Source organism: Candidatus Thiodictyon syntrophicum, from assembly GCF_002813775.1.
GTDB classification, from domain to species: Bacteria; Pseudomonadota; Gammaproteobacteria; order Chromatiales; family Chromatiaceae; genus Thiodictyon; species Thiodictyon syntrophicum.
Window position 1 is genome coordinate 3,439,158 of sequence record NZ_CP020370.1, and the last position, 16,347, is coordinate 3,455,504.

Genomic DNA, 16,347 nt, shown 5'->3' on the forward strand with positions numbered 1-16,347 from the left:
CAACACTTCGGACCAGCCCGTCCCGTCAATTCATCGGCCTGTGCGCCCCACCGCCATGCCCCGCCCCCCACGCCGACGTCCACGCCCGCGCCCCTCCGCCCGGCGGGCGCGGGCGCCGCAGGACGGCTCCTACAAACACCTGTTCTCCCACCCCGAGATGGTCGAGGGCCTGCTGCGCGACTTCGTGCAAGAGGACTGGCTGGCGCTGATCGACTTCAGCACCCTGGAGAAACAGGGCGGCAGCTATGTCACCGACGACCCGCGCGAGCGCGAGGATGACATCATCTGGCGGGTGCGCGTGGCCGGGGAATGGCTCTATGTGTACCTGCTGATCGAATTCCAGAGCCAGGTGGACCCCTGGATGGCGGTGCGGGTGATGGTCTACACCGGGTTGCTGTATCAGGACCTGATCAAGAGCGGGGCTGTGGCGGCGGGCCAACACCTGCCCCCGGTGTTCCCGCTGACGGTCTGGTTCGCGCGGGTCTTGCTGAGGCGCCTGCTGCCGGGCGAGAATTTGCCGCAACTGCACGATTTAAGGGAGGTCGAGACGATGCTTTCCGAACACGTTGATGAGTGGACGCAGAAGTGGAAGCGGGAAGGCTTGCGGGAAGGCAAGCGGGAAGGTGAGCTGACGGGCAAGCTGGAAGGCAAGCGCGATGCGCTGAAACGCCTGCTCCGGGTCCGTTTTGGTGATCTGCCGCCCTGGGCGCAGGCGCGTATCGACGCGGCGACCTTGGGCCAGTTGGACGCCTGGCTGGACGGCCTCTTCCAGGCCGCGACCCTGGATGTCCTGCTCGGCGCCCAGCCGCCGCAGTCGCGCCCACCCGCGGGTTGAGTGGTATCGGCGCGGTCTGGTCCGGTGCTTCGGGCCGGACGGGGCGAATGCCCAATGCCGTTAAGTTCAGCGCTGCCGGCTCCCAGGCTCCGGCGTCACTGCTATTGAGTTAAGCCGCAATGGCTACTGGGGGCGCCGCACCCTAGTGCGGCGCCGCCTCTGCTCAACCCACACTGGCGGGGCTGTCGGCGAGAGCGCGCCGCACTGGGGTGCGGCGCTCCCAGGCCGGGCCGCCCCGCGGGGCGGGCGGCCGGTCGGACATCACCCGTCTACCGACTCGGTCCCTGAACCATCCGGCGCCGCGGCGCGGCGCAGGCAATGGATGGTGACCTCCGGCGGGCAGTTGAAGCGTGCCGCGATGATGCTGCTGCCGGCCCCGCGGGAGGTGTAGCCCTGCATCCGGCGCCAGCGCCAGGCGCCGGCACGCACGCGCTGCGGGGCGCGGGAGTGGCTGATCAGGGCGAAACCGCCGGGCAGACAGATCTGGCCGCCGTGGGTGTGGCCGCAGAGCATGAGGGCGAACCCCAGGCTGGCCGCCGCGCGAAAGGGCTCCGGGGCATGGGCCAGCAGGATCGCGGGGGCGTCGGGCGGGATGGCGGCGGCGGCGGCCTCCAGGTTGTGGGTGCGGTAGCGGTTGGGGTCGTCGATCCCGGCGAGGAAGACCCGCTCGCCGCCGCGCTCGATGGGCAGGGACTCGTTGATCAGCAGGCGGATGCCCAGGGCCTCGATCGGCGGAACCATCTCGATGCTGTCGTTGTTGCCCAGGACGGCATAAATGGGTCCGTGCAGGTGGGGGCGCAACTGGGCCAGGGCGGCGAGGGCCGGCTCGCAGGGGCCGGCGGCCGAGGCGCAATAGTCGCCGGTCACGACGCACAGGTCATAGCTGAGGGGGCGCACGCGCGCGATGATGGCCTGGAGGATCGCCGCGTCCAGGTCGAGGTGCAGATCGGAGAGGTGCAGGATACGCAGGCCGTCAAAGGGGCCGGGCAGGGCGGCGATGGGCACCGTGCGTTCGACCAAGGCAAGCGTGGTGGCGTTACGCCGGCCGCGGGCGGACAGGCCGCTGCCGCGCACGCCCAACTCGATCAGGAGGTGGGTCAGGCGGTAGCGCTCCAGACCCAGGAAGCGGTAGCGATGCGCCCCGATGCTGTCGCGATAGTCCTGCTCCAGGCCCCGGCGCATCCTCACCAGGCAGGCGCCGAGGCGTCCGGCCAACGGGTCGGGGGCCCGGTTCGGGCCGGTCGGGGCCGGCGGATCGACCGGCGCGGCCGGCTCCGACGGATGGTGGACGGTGGCGATCGGCCCCCCCGGGGTCGTGGCCGCGGATGCTGCTCGGTTCATGGCGTGGGTCCTGTCATGGGGTCATGCACATCATTTCCCGGGCCTGCCCCAATTCGGCCTCGGCGCCCTGGGCGGCTGGATCGGTTTGCTCGCCTATGTCGCGGTGCTCGGCAGTATGATGGCATGGCGCTGGCGTTCGGGGGCCTGGCGGCGTATTGAACTGCGGTAAGTCGCGCATCGACACCCTTACCGAACGTTCCCACGGACCGAGCGTCGTTGTCGTGGTCGTGGTCGTGGTCGGATTGTTCGATAACGACAACGACAACGACAACGTACCCGGGATCTCGGTCACCACATCAGTTCTGATCGCACCCCACGAGGTGGCTACGATTGTCCAAGCAAGTTCACCGCACTACACTCTACAGGGCCTTGCCATCAGCGGTAGAGGGTGCAGCATGAAAGAAAACGGTTTCGCGGCGATGTCTTCTCCCGGCTCAGCGACCGACGTCCCCCCCCGCAACCCGCAATGAACCAGGGGCGTGCGCAGTGGGTCGTCGGCATCGGCTCATCGGCCGGCGGGCTGGAGGCGATGCGGCCGCTGGTGCGCGAACTGCGGCCGGCCGGCCTGGCGACCTACATCGTCGCCCAGCACTTTCCGCGCGCCAGCGCGGACAACCTGACCGAGATCCTCGGTCGCGACTGTCCGCTGCGGGTCAAACGGATCGAGGACGGGGAGCCGCTGCGGCCGGACCAGGTGTTCGTGACGCCCCCGGGGCGTCATGTCGAGGTTCGGGACGGACGGCTGCGTCTGTTGGAGCCGGGCGCCGACGCCGGCGTGGTGCCCTCGATCGACACCCTGTTCGAGTCTCTGGCACAAGGCTACGGTGTCCACGCGGTCGGGGTGCTCCTCTCCGGCACCGGCCATGACGGGACGCGCGGCGCCGAGGCCATTCGCCGCGCCGGGGGCCGGGTCCTGGTGCAGCGCCCGGATAGCGCCGCCCAGGGCGGCATGGCCCAATCCGCGCTCACCGCGGGCCTCGCCAACGATTCACTGGCCCCGCAAGACCTCGCCGCCTGGCTCAATACCATCGACGAGGAACCGGCGGGGGACCAACCCGCGGCGACGGCCCTGACCGAGATCGATGACCAGACCCTGAAGGAACTGCTGACGCTGGTCGCCGCGGCGAGCCAGACCGACTTCAGCCGTTACAAGGAGGCCACGCTGCGGCGACAAGTCCTGCGCCGCATGGGCGCCCTGCGTCTCGCCTGCCCGTCGGACTATCTGAGGTTCATGCGCGCCAATCCGGACGAGGCGCTGGTCCTGCGGCAGCACTTCATGATCTCGGTCAGCGCCTTCTTTCGCGACCCCGGGGTCTTTGCCGCCTTGCGCGGCGTCCTTGGTGCCCTGGTCGCGGCCGCCCGGCCGCCGGGGCCGATCCGCGTCTGGGTGCCCGGCTGCGCGGGCGGCGAGGAGGCCTATTCCATCGCGGCCATCCTGGCCGATCTGCTGGGGGAGCGTCTACCGCAGGTGGGGGCCCAGGTCTTTGCGACCGATCTCGATGCGCAGGCGATTGCGGCGGCGCGCGCCGGGGTCTATCCGCGGACCCGCCTCGAGGGCCTGGACGCCGGGCTGTGCGAGCGGTTCTTTGTCGAGGGACGCGATGCGCTGCGGGTGTCCAAGACGCTGCGCGAACTGTGTGTGTTCGCCGAGCACGACCTGCTGCGTCACCCGCCCTTCACCCACATGGACCTGGTGAGTTGCCGTAATGTACTGATCTATTTCAGTGCCGCGCTTCAGGAGGAGTTGTATGCCAAGTTTCACTATGCCCTGAACCCGGGCGGGCTGTTGCTGCTGGGCAAAGCCGAGTGCGGCGAGACCGTCAGCCGGCTGTTTGAGCCGGTGGACCTGGAGAGTCGCATCTACCGCCGGCGCGACCTACCCACGCCGCCCCTGGCGCACCGACACTGGGGCGGCGCGGCGTCCCGGTTCGCGGAGCCGTCCCGGCCCCCTGCGGAGGTGCGAACCAGGGACACCGAGGGCACGATGCACGCGCTGCTGGTGCAGCACTACGCCCCCCCCAGCGTGCTGGTCAATGAGCGCTTGCAGGCCTTGCACTTCCACGGCCAGGTCCAGCGGTATCTGAACCTGGTCCAGGGGCAGGCCGATCTATCCGTAGTAGCGCTCAGTCTGCCGGCCCTGCGCAGTGAGGTGCGCACGACGGCGCACCTTGCCCTCCTGCAGGGCGAGGGCGAGGTGCGTGGCCGACCCACGCCGGTAACAATCGACGGACAGACGGTGATGGTGCAGGTGGTGGTGCGTCGCACTGAGCCGCGGGCAGCGGTACTCACCTTGAGTTTCGAGGAGCAACCGGTACCGGGGGTCCCGGCGGCGGAGCCGAATGGGACCGGGCCGTCCATCGCCGATGAATTACTCCTCGAACTGCAGGCGACGCGCGGCCATCTGCACGCCATCATCGGCGAGTTGGAGTCGTCCAACACCGACCTGCAATCACTGAACGAGGAGCTGCAGGTCTCCACCGAGGAACTCCAGTCGACCAATGAGGAGTTGCAGGCCGGCAACGAGGAGCTCAGCACCCTCAACGACGAACTGCAGTTCAAGACCAACGAGTTGGCCAGTGTCAACGACCTCCTGGACAGCATCCAGAACTCGATTCAACTCGCGTTGGTGGTGGTGGACGAGCAGTTCCGGGTCCGACGCTTCAATGCCCTGGCCGTGCGTATCTTCGGGTTGGTGCCCGACGACCTGGGTCATAGTCTGGCCGGGATTCCGTGCACCCTCACCCTGCCGAGGCTGCGCCAACAGGTGGAGACCGTGGTCGCCGGCGGGTCGCCGCTGGTGCAGCGGGTCAGCCAGCAGGGGCGGGACTACCTGATGCAGATCGCACCCCATCTCGATGCGGCCGGTCAACGTATCGGTGCCGTCCTCACCTTCGCGGACATCTCCGAGCTGACCCGCGCCGAGGCCCAGCGGATCGAGGCCGAGGAGCGCTTCCGGCTCTTCATGGACCACAGCCCGGCGATCGCCTGGATCAAGGACGCCGACGGGCGTCACATCTATCTCAGCCGGACCTTCGAGCAGCGTTTCGGCGTCCGGTTGGAGAACTGGCGCGGCAAGACGGATGCCGAGCTCGGGACGGCGTCCGCGGCAGACACCTTGTGGCGGGCGGATCGGGAGGCGCTGGCGGCCGGTCTGCCGGTCGAGCGGGAAGACGAAACCCTGGACCCGGATGGTCGGGTCCGCATCTGGCACAGCATCAGCATCCCCTTCTGCGATGCGGCCGGGCGCTCTTACGTGGGTGGTATCGGCATCGATATGACCGAGCGCAAGCGTGCCGAGTTGGCGCTCGCCGCCAGTGAGGCCCGCTACCGTGCCCTGGTGGAGACCAGTTTCGACTGGATGTGGGAGGTCGACACGCAGGGGGTCTATACCTTTGCCAGCGGCCAGGTCGAGGAGATCCTGGGCTATGGGCCGGATGAGATCATCGGCCGCACGCCCTTCGATCTGATGCCGCCGCAAGAGGTGGCGCGCGTGCGGGAGGGCTTCGCCGGGATTGCCGCGCAGCGGGGTGCCTTCCAACGTCTGGAGAACCGCAATCTGCGCAAGGACGGCCGCGAGGTCATCATGGAATCCAGCGGGGGACCTATCTATGCCCCGGACGGCACCTGGAGCGGCTACCGCGGCTTTGACCGGGACGTGACGGCCTTGAAGGCGGCGCGCGAGGTATTGGAGCGCAGCCAACGTCAGTTGGAGGAACTGGTCGCCGCGCGCACCGCCGACCTGGCGGCAAGCGAGGACAAGCTGCGCCTGATCCTCGAATCCAGTGGGGATGGACTCATCGGCCTGGACGCCCGCGGTGCCGTGACCTTCACCAATCCCGCGGCGGAGGCGATGCTGGGTTACGCGGCCGGGGCCTTGATCGGGCAGGACCTGCACGCCGCCATTCACCAGTTCCGCGCCGACGCTACCCCAGAGCCCGCGGACCTTTGCCCGATCCTCGCGGCCCTGCGGACGGGGCTCCCCGCGCGCGTGGAAAACGACACCTTCCGGCGTGCCGACGGGACCGACCTCGCGGTCGCCTTCTCGACCCACCCCATGCGGCGCGACGCGGCCATCGTCGGGGCCGTCGTGGTCTTCTCCGATGCCACGCTACGCCGGCAGGCGGAGCAGGCCCGTGAGCAGGCGCGGGCCGAGGCGGAGCGGCTGGCGCGCATCAAGAGCGAGTTCCTGGCCAATATGAGCCATGAGATCCGCACCCCGCTCAATGGCGTGCTGGGCATGGCCCAGGTCGGCTACCGCGCGAGTCACGCCGACCCGAAGCTGCATGAGACCTTCGCGCGCATCCTCGAATCCGGCCGGCTCTTGCTCTGCGTCGTCAATGACATCCTCGACTTCTCGAGGATCGAGGCCGGGAAGCTGCGGATTGAATCGGTTCCGATCGCCCCTGGCGCCATCGCCGATGAGGTCGCAGCGACCTTCCAGGAGTCGGCCCGGACCAAGGGCATCGCCTTGCATGTGGTCAAGTCCTCGGCGCTGCCGACGACCTGCCTGGGTGACCCGGTGCGACTGTCCCAGATCCTGCATAACCTGCTTGGTAATGGAATCAAATTCACCCACCGGGGCGCCGTGACCTTGAGCGCCGGCCACGTCGGCGAGAAACTGCTGTTTACGGTCGATGACACCGGCATCGGCATGACCGAGGATCAATTGACGCGCCTGTTTACGCCCTTCGAGCAGGCCGATGCGAGTACGGTGCGCAACTTCGGCGGCACCGGGCTCGGGTTGGCCATCACCCGCCGCCTCGTGGAGCTGATGTCCGGTGACATCCGGGTAACCAGCCAGCCGGGGCAGGGCACAAGCGTCCGGGTTTGCCTCCCCGGCGCGGCAACCGGCGACGCACCCACGGTGGGCGCCGCGGCTTGGACCGCCCCGACCGGTCGGCCGCGCCTTGCCGGCCTGCGCATCCTGGTCGCGGAAGACAATGAGATCAATCGCCTGGTGTTGGAACAGATGCTGACGGCCGAGGGCGCCCAGGTCGGCCTGGCGGAAAATGGCCGCGGTGCCCTGGAGGCGGTCGGCGCCGACGGTGTCGCCTGGGATGCGGTCTTGATGGATGTGCAGATGCCGGAGATGGACGGACTGGAGGCCAGCCGACGGATCCTGGAACGGGCACCAGAGCTGCCGATCATCGGCCAAACCGCCCATGCGATGGCGGAGGAACTCGATCAATGCCGCGCTGCCGGGATGGTGGGTCAGGTGTCGAAACCGATCGCGTATGAGGACCTGGTGGCCACGGTGCTGCTCCATGCGCGGCACCGCGGCCGGGAGCCGGGAGCCCAGGCTGACACCGACGCAACCCACGGTGACTTCGGCCGGAGTGGGGCGCCGGGTGACAGTGTGGATTGGGCGGGGCTCGCGGAGCGCTATCAGGGAAGAACCGCCTTTGTCGATCGTCTCGCGGCACTTGCCATCACCAACTATAGCGGGATGCCGGCGAGCCTGCGCCAATGGGCCGCCGCCGGCAACCTGGCGGAGATCGGCGCCGCCGCGCACACCCTCAAATCCGTGGCCGGGAACCTGCGGGCAGACGCCACCGCCGCACTGGCCGAGTCGACGCAGCGGGCCGCCCGGACCGGAAATCCCGATGCCGCACTGTTGGCCCTGCAACTCGCCGACTCACTGGACTGGTTTATCGGGTCACTCGTGGCTCATCGCGCTGATCCCAAGCGGCCTTGATTTCAAGGATGCGCGGCAGACAGGTCTCCAAAGCCGCGATCAAGGCCGGATCGAACTGCTTGCCGGCACCCGCGCGCAGGGTGGCGAGCGCCCGCTCGACCGGCCAGGCCGCCTGGTCGGGCTCGGTCATGGTGAGCGCGGCCAAGGCATCGGCGATGGCGACGATGCGTGCCGCTTGCGGAATGGCCTCCCCGGCCAGCCCCATCAGGTACCCGCTGCCATCCCATCTTTCGTGATGATAGAGGGCAATCTCGGCCGCCAACTGAAAGAGGGGCGCGGCGCTGCCGGATAGGATCTCAAACCCGGCAGCACTGTGCTCCTGCATGACGGCCCACTGCCGGGCATCCAAGGCGCCGGGTTTGCGCAAGATGGTTCCGGGGATACCGATCTTGCCGGTATCGCGCATCGCCGCCGCCAGTTCGAGCAGTTCGCAACGCGCCGTTGACCAATGCCGCGCCACGGCCAGTTGGCGGGCAAAGGCGGCCATCCGCCAGATATGGGTACCGGTATCGGCATCATTGTAATGTGCGGCCCTGGCGAGCATGACCACCGCATCCCGCCAACTCGCCTCCAACGCCGTAGCCTGCACCAGCGACAGGTGATTGCGCACCCGCGCCCGCACGATCTCCGCCGACACCGGCTTGCTCAGATAATCGACACAGCCGGCCGCGAAGCCGATTCCCTCATCAGCCAGGTCCGACAGCGAGGCGATGAGAATGGGGTCGGGCATCATGGCGTCACTCCTCAATCGCAGTTGTCCGGACAGACAGCGGCGCTGTTGTCAATGACTCGGCGGCGGGAAGATCAAAATCGGTCAAAGGGTGCAGGGGCATACCCGGTGCGGCCCCATCAGGGTCATCGCCCCGCACGACGGTCCCGGTTGGGACCTGGGGTCCACGCGCACGCGCTCTGGCGCGCGCCGGCTTGAGTGTAACACCAGACCCGCCGGGCCCGCCGTCGCGTACCCAGGGTGAGGCCCTGGCTGGACGGCCTCTTCCAGGCCGCGACCCTGGATGTCCTGCTCGGCGGCCAGCCGCCGCAGTCGCGCCCACCCGCGGGTTGAGTGGTATCGGCGCGGCCTGGCCCAGTGCCGCGGGCTGGACGGGGCGAATGCTCAATGCCGTTGGGTTGAGCGCTGCCGGCTCCCAGGCTCCGCCGTCACTGCCACTAAGTTGAGCCGCAATGGCTACTGGGAGCGCCGCACCCCAGTGCGGCGCGGCCTCTGCTCAACCCACACCGGCGAGATTGTTTGCGAGAGCGCGCCGCACTGGGGTGCGGCGCTCCCAGGCCGGGCCGCCCCGCGGGGCGGGCGGCGGCCGGTCGGACATCACCCGTCTACCGACTCGGTCCCTGAACCATCCGGCGCCGCGGCGCGGCGCAGGCAATGGATGGTGACCTCCGGCGGGCAGTTGAAGCGTGCCGCGATGATGCTGCTGCCGGCCCCGCGGGAGGTGTAGCCCTGCATCCGGCGCCAGCGCCAGGCGCCGGCACGCACGCGCTGCGGGGCGCGGGAGTGGCTGATCAGGGCGAAACCGCCGGGCAGACAGATCTGGCCGCCGTGGGTGTGGCCGCAGAGCATGAGGGCGAACCCCAGGCTGGCCGCCGCGCGAAAGGGCTCCGGGGCATGGGCCAGCAGGATCGCGGGGGCGTCGGGCGGGATGGCGGCGGCGGCGGCCTCCAGGTTGTGGGTGCGGTAGCGGTTGGGGTCGTCGATCCCGGCGAGGAAGACCCGCTCGCCGCCGCGCTCGATGGGCAGGGACTCGTTGATCAGCAGGCGGATGCCCAGGGCCTCGATCGGCGGGACCATCTCGATGCTGTCGTTGTTGCCCAGGACGGCATAGACGGGTCCGTGCAGGTGGGGGCGCAACTGGGCCAGGGCGGCGAGGGCCGGCTCGCAGGGGCCGACGGCCGAGGCGCAATAGTCGCCGGTCAGGACGCACAGGTCATAGCTGAGGGGGCGCACGCGCGCGATGATGGCCTGGAGGATCGCCGCGTCCAGGTCGAGGTGCAGATCGGAGAGGTGCAGGATACGCAGGCCGTCAAAGGGGCCGGGCAGGGCGGCGATGGGCACCGTCCGTTCGACCAAGGCAAGCGTGGTGGCGTTACGCCGGCCGCGGGCGGACAGACCGCTGGCGCGCACGCCCAGTTCGATCAGGAGGTGGGTCAGGCGGCCGCGCTCCAGACCCAGGAAGCGGTAGCGATGCGCCTCAATGCTGTCGCGATAGTCCTGCTCCAGGCCCCGGCGCATCCGCACCAGGGCGGCCCCGAGGCGGCCGGCCAACGGGTCGGGCGCCCGGTCCGGGCCGGTCGGGGCCGGCGGCGCAACCGGCGCGGCCGGCTCCGACGGATGGTGGACGGTGGCGATCGGCCCCCCCGGGGTCGTGGCCGCGGATGCTGCTCGGTTCATGGCGTGGGTCCTATGATGGGGTCGGGACCCGGCCGCGCCCCGTCCGGCTCAGGACGGCGGACCTCCTGGGCCGCGACCGTCTCAGCGGCCCCGGGGTCCGCCCGGTCATCAGGGCGCCGGTCCTGCCGGTGTCACGGCCGGCGGTGCGGGCTCATGGGTCGCGGCGTCCTGATGGCGCCGTGCAATGGCGGCAAAGGCGTCGAACCCGGCGACGAAGGCATCCACCGCGTCCGGATCGAAGTGGGTGCCGCGGCCCTTGGCGATGATCTCGCGGGCCTCCGCGAAGGGCAGGGCACTCTTGTAGACCCGTGCCGAGACCAGCGCGTCGAAGACGTCGGCGAGCGCCATGAGTCGGGCCGCCAGCGGGATCTGCTCACCGCTCAGACCGTCGGGATAGCCCTGGCCGTCCCACCGCTCGTGGTGCCAGCGGGCGATCTCCCGGGCCAGGGTGAGAAACTCCAACTGCCTGGGGATACTGCGCTCGGCCCAGGCAATCGCCTCGGCACCCAGGGCGGCGTGGGTCTTCATCACCGCCCACTCCTGCGGGTCGAGCGGGCCGGGTTTGAGCAGGATCTGGTCCGGGATGCCGACCTTGCCGATGTCGTGCAGGGGCGCGGAGCGGACCAGGACCTCGATGAAGTGGTTGGTCAGCACCGCGCTGAAGCGCGGATGGTGACGCAGCCGGCCCGCCAACTCCAGCACATAGCCCTGGGTCCGCAGGATGTGGTTGCCGGTTTCCAGATCGCGAATCTCGGCCAGGTGCGCCAGGGCGCGGATGCTGACCTCCTGGATCATGGTGTTCTCCTCCATGCGCCGACTGACCTCCTGCTCCAGCCAGGTATTCTGGTCGCGCAGGCGGTCGCGCGCCCACTTCAACTCCAGGTGGGTCCGCACCCGTGCCTGCACCACCGCCGGGATGAAGGGCTTGCTGATATAGTCCACCGCCCCGGCCGTCAAGCCCTGGACCTCGGAGCGGGTGTCGTCCAGGGCGGTGACGAAGATGACCGGGATCGCCCGCGTGAGGGGGTTCGCGCGCAGGCGCTCCAGGACCTCGAAGCCGTCCATCCCGGGCATCATGATATCCAACAGCACCAGGTCCGGGCGCGGTGGCGAGGCGGCGACCCGCAGGGCCTGGAGGCCGGAGCGCGCCGCCCGCACCCGATGGTGGTCACTGAGGATCTCCGCCAACACCGCCAGGTTTTCCGGCTGGTCATCGACGATCAGCAGCGTCGCCCCCGGGGCGTCGTCGCTGCGGCGAACGGTTGCCGGGGGCGGCGGCGTGGGGTCACTCATCTGGGGTCACTCATTGAGATCGCCGCTGCCGGCGGGGCGCGCAAGGGGCCGCGTCGCGCGGCTTGATGGTCTTGATGACATGCTCCAGGGTGGTCCCGGGTGTGTGACGATGTACCATGCTGCGGGTTTTGCGTCGGCAGTTCAACGCCAGGGTGCGCGACTTGACAAGTCGCGCCGCCGCCGGTCCTGTCCCCGGGGGCGGTTGTGCACACCCGGGACCCTCGGTGAAAAACGCACCAGGCGCGGCGGTCTTTCCCGTCAAGCAATTGAAATAGGATCATAACAGATTATTATATAAGAACTTTTGCTGCCGGTTGCGGCTGCGCCCCAAGGAAAATGACGTCTGAAATGAGCGACTTGCCCGCCTGCCGCGGGCCTTCGTCCACAGAGTTATCCACAGGTTTGCCGGGCGCGCCCGGCGCTGCCGGCCACGGCCGCCGCGCAGGCTGGCGATGGCGGCCAGCCCATGGTCTAATCCGCCAGCCTTCGCGTCAGTTGCGTTGCGCGCGGACTCATTGTCGTTTCAGGCCAAGCCGAGGTGCCCGATGCCGATGGCCCTGTTCGCCACCCCCCTGGGTCCCATCGGCCTGCGCTGGACGGGGGAGACCTTGCTCGCGGTCGACCTGGAGCCGCCGTCCGCAGTGGCCGATGCGGCGGCGGTGCCGCCCGCGCTCGGCCGCCAACTCAGCGCCTACTTTGCGGACGGCGCGGCGCGCTTCGAGGTGCCCCTGCAACTGTGCGGTACGTCCTTCCAGCGGCGGGTCTGGGCGGCCATCCGGGCCATCCCGGCCGGGACGACCCGCACCTACGCCGACCTGGCGCGCGACCTGGGCAGCGCCCCGCGGGCCGTGGGTCAGGCCTGCCGGGCCAACCCTTGCCCCATCGTCGTGCCGTGCCACCGGGTGGTGGCGGTGCGCGGTCTGGGCGGCTTCGCCGGGGAGCGTGCGGGACACAAGCTCGCGCTCAAGCGTCAGTTGCTCCGGCATGAGGGGGTGGCGGTGGACGCCGGGGGTGACTGATGGCGGATGACCGCGCCGTCATCGAGGGCTTCGCCGACATCCTGTGGATGGAACGGGGCCTGAGTCAGAACACGCTGGCGGCCTATCAGTCGGACCTGCGGGCCTTCGCCGTCTGGATCGAACGCGAGCGCGGGCGCTGTCTGCTCGAGGCGCAGCGGCTCGATTTGCTCGACTACCTGGCGGTCCTGTCGGTGGCGGGGCGCAAGCCGCGTTCCGCGGCGCGCCTGCTGTCCTGTCTGCGTCAGTTCTATCAGCACCAGGTGCGACAGGGCGAGATCCAGGCGGACCCGAGCGCCCGGGTGGACGCCCCCAAGCTGGGCCGGCCCTTGCCGAAGAGCCTGACCGAGGCGGAGGTCGAGGCCCTGTTGGGGGCCCCTGACCCCACGGACGCGCGCGGCCATCGTGACCGCACCATGCTGGAGGTCCTTTATGCCGGGGGGCTGCGCGTGACCGAGCTCGTCACCCTCGGTTCCGGCCAGGTGAGCCTGACCCAAGGGGTGGTGCGGGTCGCGGGCAAGGGGGGCAAGGAGCGGTTGGTGCCGCTCGGTGAGGACGCCGTGGACTGGCTCGCGCAGTTCGTGCGTGGGCCCCGCCAGGACCTGCTGGGCGGGCGCACGAGCGACTTCCTGTTTCCTACCAGCCGCAGCGACTGCATGACCCGCCAGGCCTTTTGGCAACTGATCAAGCGTTATGCGATCCAGGCCGGGGTTGTGAAGCCACTCTCGCCCCACACCTTACGCCATGCCTTCGCGACGCACCTGTTGAACCACGGCGCGGACCTGCGCGTGGTGCAGATGTTGCTGGGCCACAGCAGCCTCTCGACCACCCAGATCTACACGCACGTCGCGCGCGAGCGCCTGAAACAACTGCACGCGCGGCATCATCCTAGGGGTTGAGCTGGCGTGACCCGGCGCCGCCCGCCGCCGGGCCGCGGCGCAGCCCTGAAGCATAACCGCGCCACCCCAGTCACGGCGCGGGCTGGCGGGGGTTAGAGAAAGTTAATGTTCGCACAAGGGGGTAGACACCGCGCGGCGACTCTGGCAGGATTAATGGCAGGGTAATCGGTCTGCCGTTCCGCCGGGGGGTGGCGATGGGTGCGATGAGTCCAGGACCGTGGGTGCACTGTGGTCGCGTCTTCAGCGTCGAGGAGATCGCCGGTATCCGCCAGACGGTGGCGTGGCTGCCGCGGTTGGGGCGGCGCGAGTTGGCGGCGACGCTGTGCGAGCATTTGCAGTGGTATACCGTGACGGGGGCGGCGAAGGTTCACGCCTGTCGGGAGTTTCTGGAACGTCTGGAGGCGGCCGGGTTGGTGGCGCTGCCCCCGTTGCAGGTCGCGCGGCGTCCCCGCCCGGTCCCCCCGGCGCCGGTGGTGGCGGCGCCGATGCCGATTCACGGCCCCTTGGCCGCGCTCGGCCCGGTGCGCCTGGCGCCGGTGCGCGCCGACGCCGCGGCGGTGGCGCAATGGAATGCGGCGGTCGCGCGTTGGCACCCCTTGGGCTACAAGGGTGCCTTCGGCTACCGGCTGCGCTACTTCATCACCGCGGGCGAGCAGCACCTGGGCTGCCTCCTGCTGGCGGGCGCGGCGCGCGCGCTGGCGGTGCGTGACCACTGGATCGGGTGGGACGCCCAGACGCGCCGGGCCAACCAGGTGCGGGTGCTCAACAACAGCCGCTTTCTGATCTTTCCCCACGTCCAGGTGCCGCACCTGGCCAGCCATGTGCTGGGACAACTGGCGCGGCGGGTGCGCGCCGATTGGCTCGAACACTGGGGGTTTGCGCCGCTGTTGCTGGAGACCTTCGTCGACCCGCGCCACTACGCCGGCACCTGTTACCGTGCCGCCGGGTGGGAACTGCTGGGGGAGACCAGCGGGAGCGGGCTGGCGCGACCGGGCCGGACCTATCACAGCGCCCCGCGCCAAGTCTGGGTCAAGCCCTTGAGTGCACAGTGGCGCGAGCGCTTGTGCGCCGCGTCCGGGGGGACGACGCCATGAGCAAACCCTGCCGCCGCCTGTCACGCGCGGCCATCAAGGAGCAACGCGCGCACAAGAAACAGCAGGAACAGGCGCTACGCCAACAGCAGCGCCAGGACGGACTGATCCCCCGCGTACCCGCGCCGTTACCCAATCGCTGCTCGGCGTACGCCACGCTCGCCGAGGAACAGCAGGCCCGCGAGGCGGCGGTCAGCGGCCAGGTGCGCGTCCTGCGCCGGGAACTGCCCGCGTTGCTCGCCGCCCTGGGACAGATTCCCGAGCCCCGCAACCCCAAGAAGTGTCGGCATCGGCTCACCGTGCTGCTGCTCTACGGGCTGCTGATGTTCGTCTTTCAGTTCGCCTCCCGGCGCGCGGTCAACCGCGAACTGACGCACCCCCAGTTCGAGGCCAACCTACGGCTCCTGTTCCCCGAACTGGAGACCCTCCCGCACGCCGACACCCTGTTTCGGCTGCTGCGCGACATCGACGTGACCCACCTCGAACAGGCGCACATCGACCTGGTACGCCGCCTGATCCGCGCCAAGACCTTCCGCCGCTACCTGATCAACCACGCCTATCCCATCGCCATCGACGGCTCCCAGAAATTCACCCGTGACCACCTCTGGGATGAGAATCTCCTGGAACGTCAGGTCGGGGCCGAGGACGCGCGCCACACCCAGTACTTCGTCTACGTCCTGGAGGCCAGTCTGGCCTTTCACAACGGGCTGGTGATCCCCTTGCTGAGCGAATTCCTCGAATATGCCAAGGGCGATACCAAGGCCGACAAACAAGACTGCGAACGGCGCGCCTTCACGCGGCTCAGCGCCCGGATCAAGACGCTGTTCCCGCGCCTGCCGATCTTGCTGTTGCTCGACGGTCTCTATGCCGACGGACCGGTGATGCAGTGCTGCCATCAGTACCACTGGCAGTTCATGATCGTTTTCAAGGACAAGGACTTGCCTACGGTCTGGGAGGAATTCCACGCGCTGCACGCGGTGCAGCCAGCGGGTTGTCAGCGCGACTGGGGGGAGCGCCACCAGCGCTTTTCCTGGGTCAACGCGATCGACTATGCCTTCTCAAACAACACGCGCCGCCACCTCAGTCTGCATGTGGTGGTCTGTGAGGAGACCTGGGAGACGATCGATGAACAAGGCGCGCGCCTGACCAAGACCGCGCGCCATGCCTGGCTCTCCAGCCAACCACTCAGCCGCGCTAATGCGCATGAGCGCTGCAACCTAGGGGCCCGTTACCGCTGGGGCATCGAGGCCGGCTTCCTGGTGGAGAAACATCAGGGTTACCACTACGAGCACGCCTTTGCCCTGAACTGGAACGCCATGAAGGGCTATCACTACCTGATGCGCCTGGCGCACCTGTTCAACACCCTGGCACGCTTTGCCCGCCATCTGCGCGAGCTTTATCGCACCCTGGGCGTGCGTGGCGCCATCGCCTTCATCCGCGCGTCCTGTGCCGGCCCCTGGCTCGACCCCGCGCGGATGCGCCGCCTGCTCGCCCAGCCGCTGCAGCTTCAGCTCGAATAACCGCCGCCGGGAACGGCGCCCGACCCCGGCACGCCGGCGACCACCGGTGCTGGCAACCGCTGGCCTGGCGAGCGTGACGCATGCCCGAGTACCGGTCCGACAACCCTCCCGGCACCTGCCAAACCTTCTGCCGCAACCCCCGGTCAGGGCCAACGCACCCCGCAGCGGCCAACGCCAGCGCCCAACGGCGCCGACGCCGCCCAATGTCAGCCGGCGGCAGGGTTATGCTTCAGGGCTGGCCGCGGCGCGT

The 16,347-nt window shown here is 69.1% G+C and carries 11 protein-coding genes; 7 read left to right on the forward strand and 4 right to left on the reverse strand.

Annotated features, from left to right (window positions below):
* Positions 1–55: 55 nt before the first annotated feature.
* Positions 56–835: an Rpn family recombination-promoting nuclease/putative transposase gene (locus THSYN_RS14510; RefSeq protein ID WP_236848565.1), complete on the forward strand. Its 780-nt coding sequence runs from the start codon at positions 56–58 to the stop codon at positions 833–835.
* Positions 836–1,096: 261 nt separating this feature from the next.
* On the opposite strand, the gene THSYN_RS14515 is transcribed toward THSYN_RS14510, so the two are convergent.
* Positions 1,097–2,176 carry a metallophosphoesterase gene (locus THSYN_RS14515; protein ID WP_100919768.1) on the reverse strand — a complete coding sequence of 360 codons (1,080 nt, stop codon included), beginning with the start codon at positions 2,174–2,176 and terminating at the stop codon, positions 1,097–1,099.
* On the opposite strand from THSYN_RS14515, the gene THSYN_RS33895 reads away from it, so the two are divergent.
* Positions 2,175–2,345, forward strand: a complete 171-nt coding sequence (locus THSYN_RS33895) for a hypothetical protein (RefSeq protein WP_157817672.1) — start codon at positions 2,175–2,177, stop codon at positions 2,343–2,345. The two genes, THSYN_RS14515 and THSYN_RS33895, sit on opposite strands and share 2 nt — an antisense overlap.
* Before the next feature lie 297 nt (positions 2,346–2,642).
* Positions 2,643–7,871, forward strand: a complete 5,229-nt coding sequence (locus THSYN_RS14520; RefSeq protein WP_100919769.1) for a PAS domain S-box protein — start codon at positions 2,643–2,645, stop codon at positions 7,869–7,871.
* Here THSYN_RS14520 and THSYN_RS14525 read toward each other — a convergent pair.
* From THSYN_RS14525 to THSYN_RS14535, 3 genes are all read right to left on the reverse strand, one after another.
* A complete protein-coding gene (locus tag THSYN_RS14525) occupies positions 7,825–8,604 on the reverse strand; it encodes an HD domain-containing phosphohydrolase (RefSeq protein WP_100919770.1) in 780 nt (259 codons plus the stop codon). The two genes, THSYN_RS14520 and THSYN_RS14525, sit on opposite strands and share 47 nt — an antisense overlap.
* Positions 8,605–9,198: 594 nt before the next feature.
* The gene (locus THSYN_RS14530) at positions 9,199–10,278 is read right to left on the reverse strand and encodes a metallophosphoesterase (RefSeq protein ID WP_100919771.1); all 1,080 of its coding nucleotides are present in this window, start codon (positions 10,276–10,278) and stop codon (positions 9,199–9,201) included.
* A gap of 108 nt (positions 10,279–10,386) precedes the next feature.
* Positions 10,387–11,571, reverse strand: a complete 1,185-nt coding sequence (locus tag THSYN_RS14535; RefSeq protein ID WP_100919772.1) for a response regulator — start codon at positions 11,569–11,571, stop codon at positions 10,387–10,389.
* 545 nt (positions 11,572–12,116) lie between these two features.
* On the opposite strand from THSYN_RS14535, the gene THSYN_RS14540 reads away from it, so the two are divergent.
* The 4 genes from THSYN_RS14540 (at position 12,117) to THSYN_RS14555 (ending at position 16,097) form a co-directional block, all read left to right on the forward strand.
* The gene (locus THSYN_RS14540; RefSeq protein ID WP_100919773.1) at positions 12,117–12,590 is read left to right on the forward strand and encodes a methylated-DNA--[protein]-cysteine S-methyltransferase; all 474 of its coding nucleotides are present in this window, start codon (positions 12,117–12,119) and stop codon (positions 12,588–12,590) included.
* On the forward strand, positions 12,590–13,486 hold the full coding sequence (xerD, locus tag THSYN_RS14545; RefSeq protein WP_100919774.1) for a site-specific tyrosine recombinase XerD: 897 nt from the start codon (positions 12,590–12,592) through the stop codon (positions 13,484–13,486). The genes THSYN_RS14540 and xerD overlap by 1 nt, the downstream gene beginning before the upstream one ends.
* Before the next feature lie 203 nt (positions 13,487–13,689).
* Positions 13,690–14,580, forward strand: a complete 891-nt coding sequence (locus tag THSYN_RS14550) for a Druantia anti-phage system protein DruA (RefSeq protein WP_157817396.1) — start codon at positions 13,690–13,692, stop codon at positions 14,578–14,580.
* Positions 14,577–16,097, forward strand: coding sequence for a transposase family protein (locus tag THSYN_RS14555; RefSeq protein WP_157817397.1), 1,521 nt, complete (start codon positions 14,577–14,579; stop codon positions 16,095–16,097). The genes THSYN_RS14550 and THSYN_RS14555 overlap by 4 nt, the downstream gene beginning before the upstream one ends.
* Positions 16,098–16,347 lie beyond the last annotated feature (250 nt).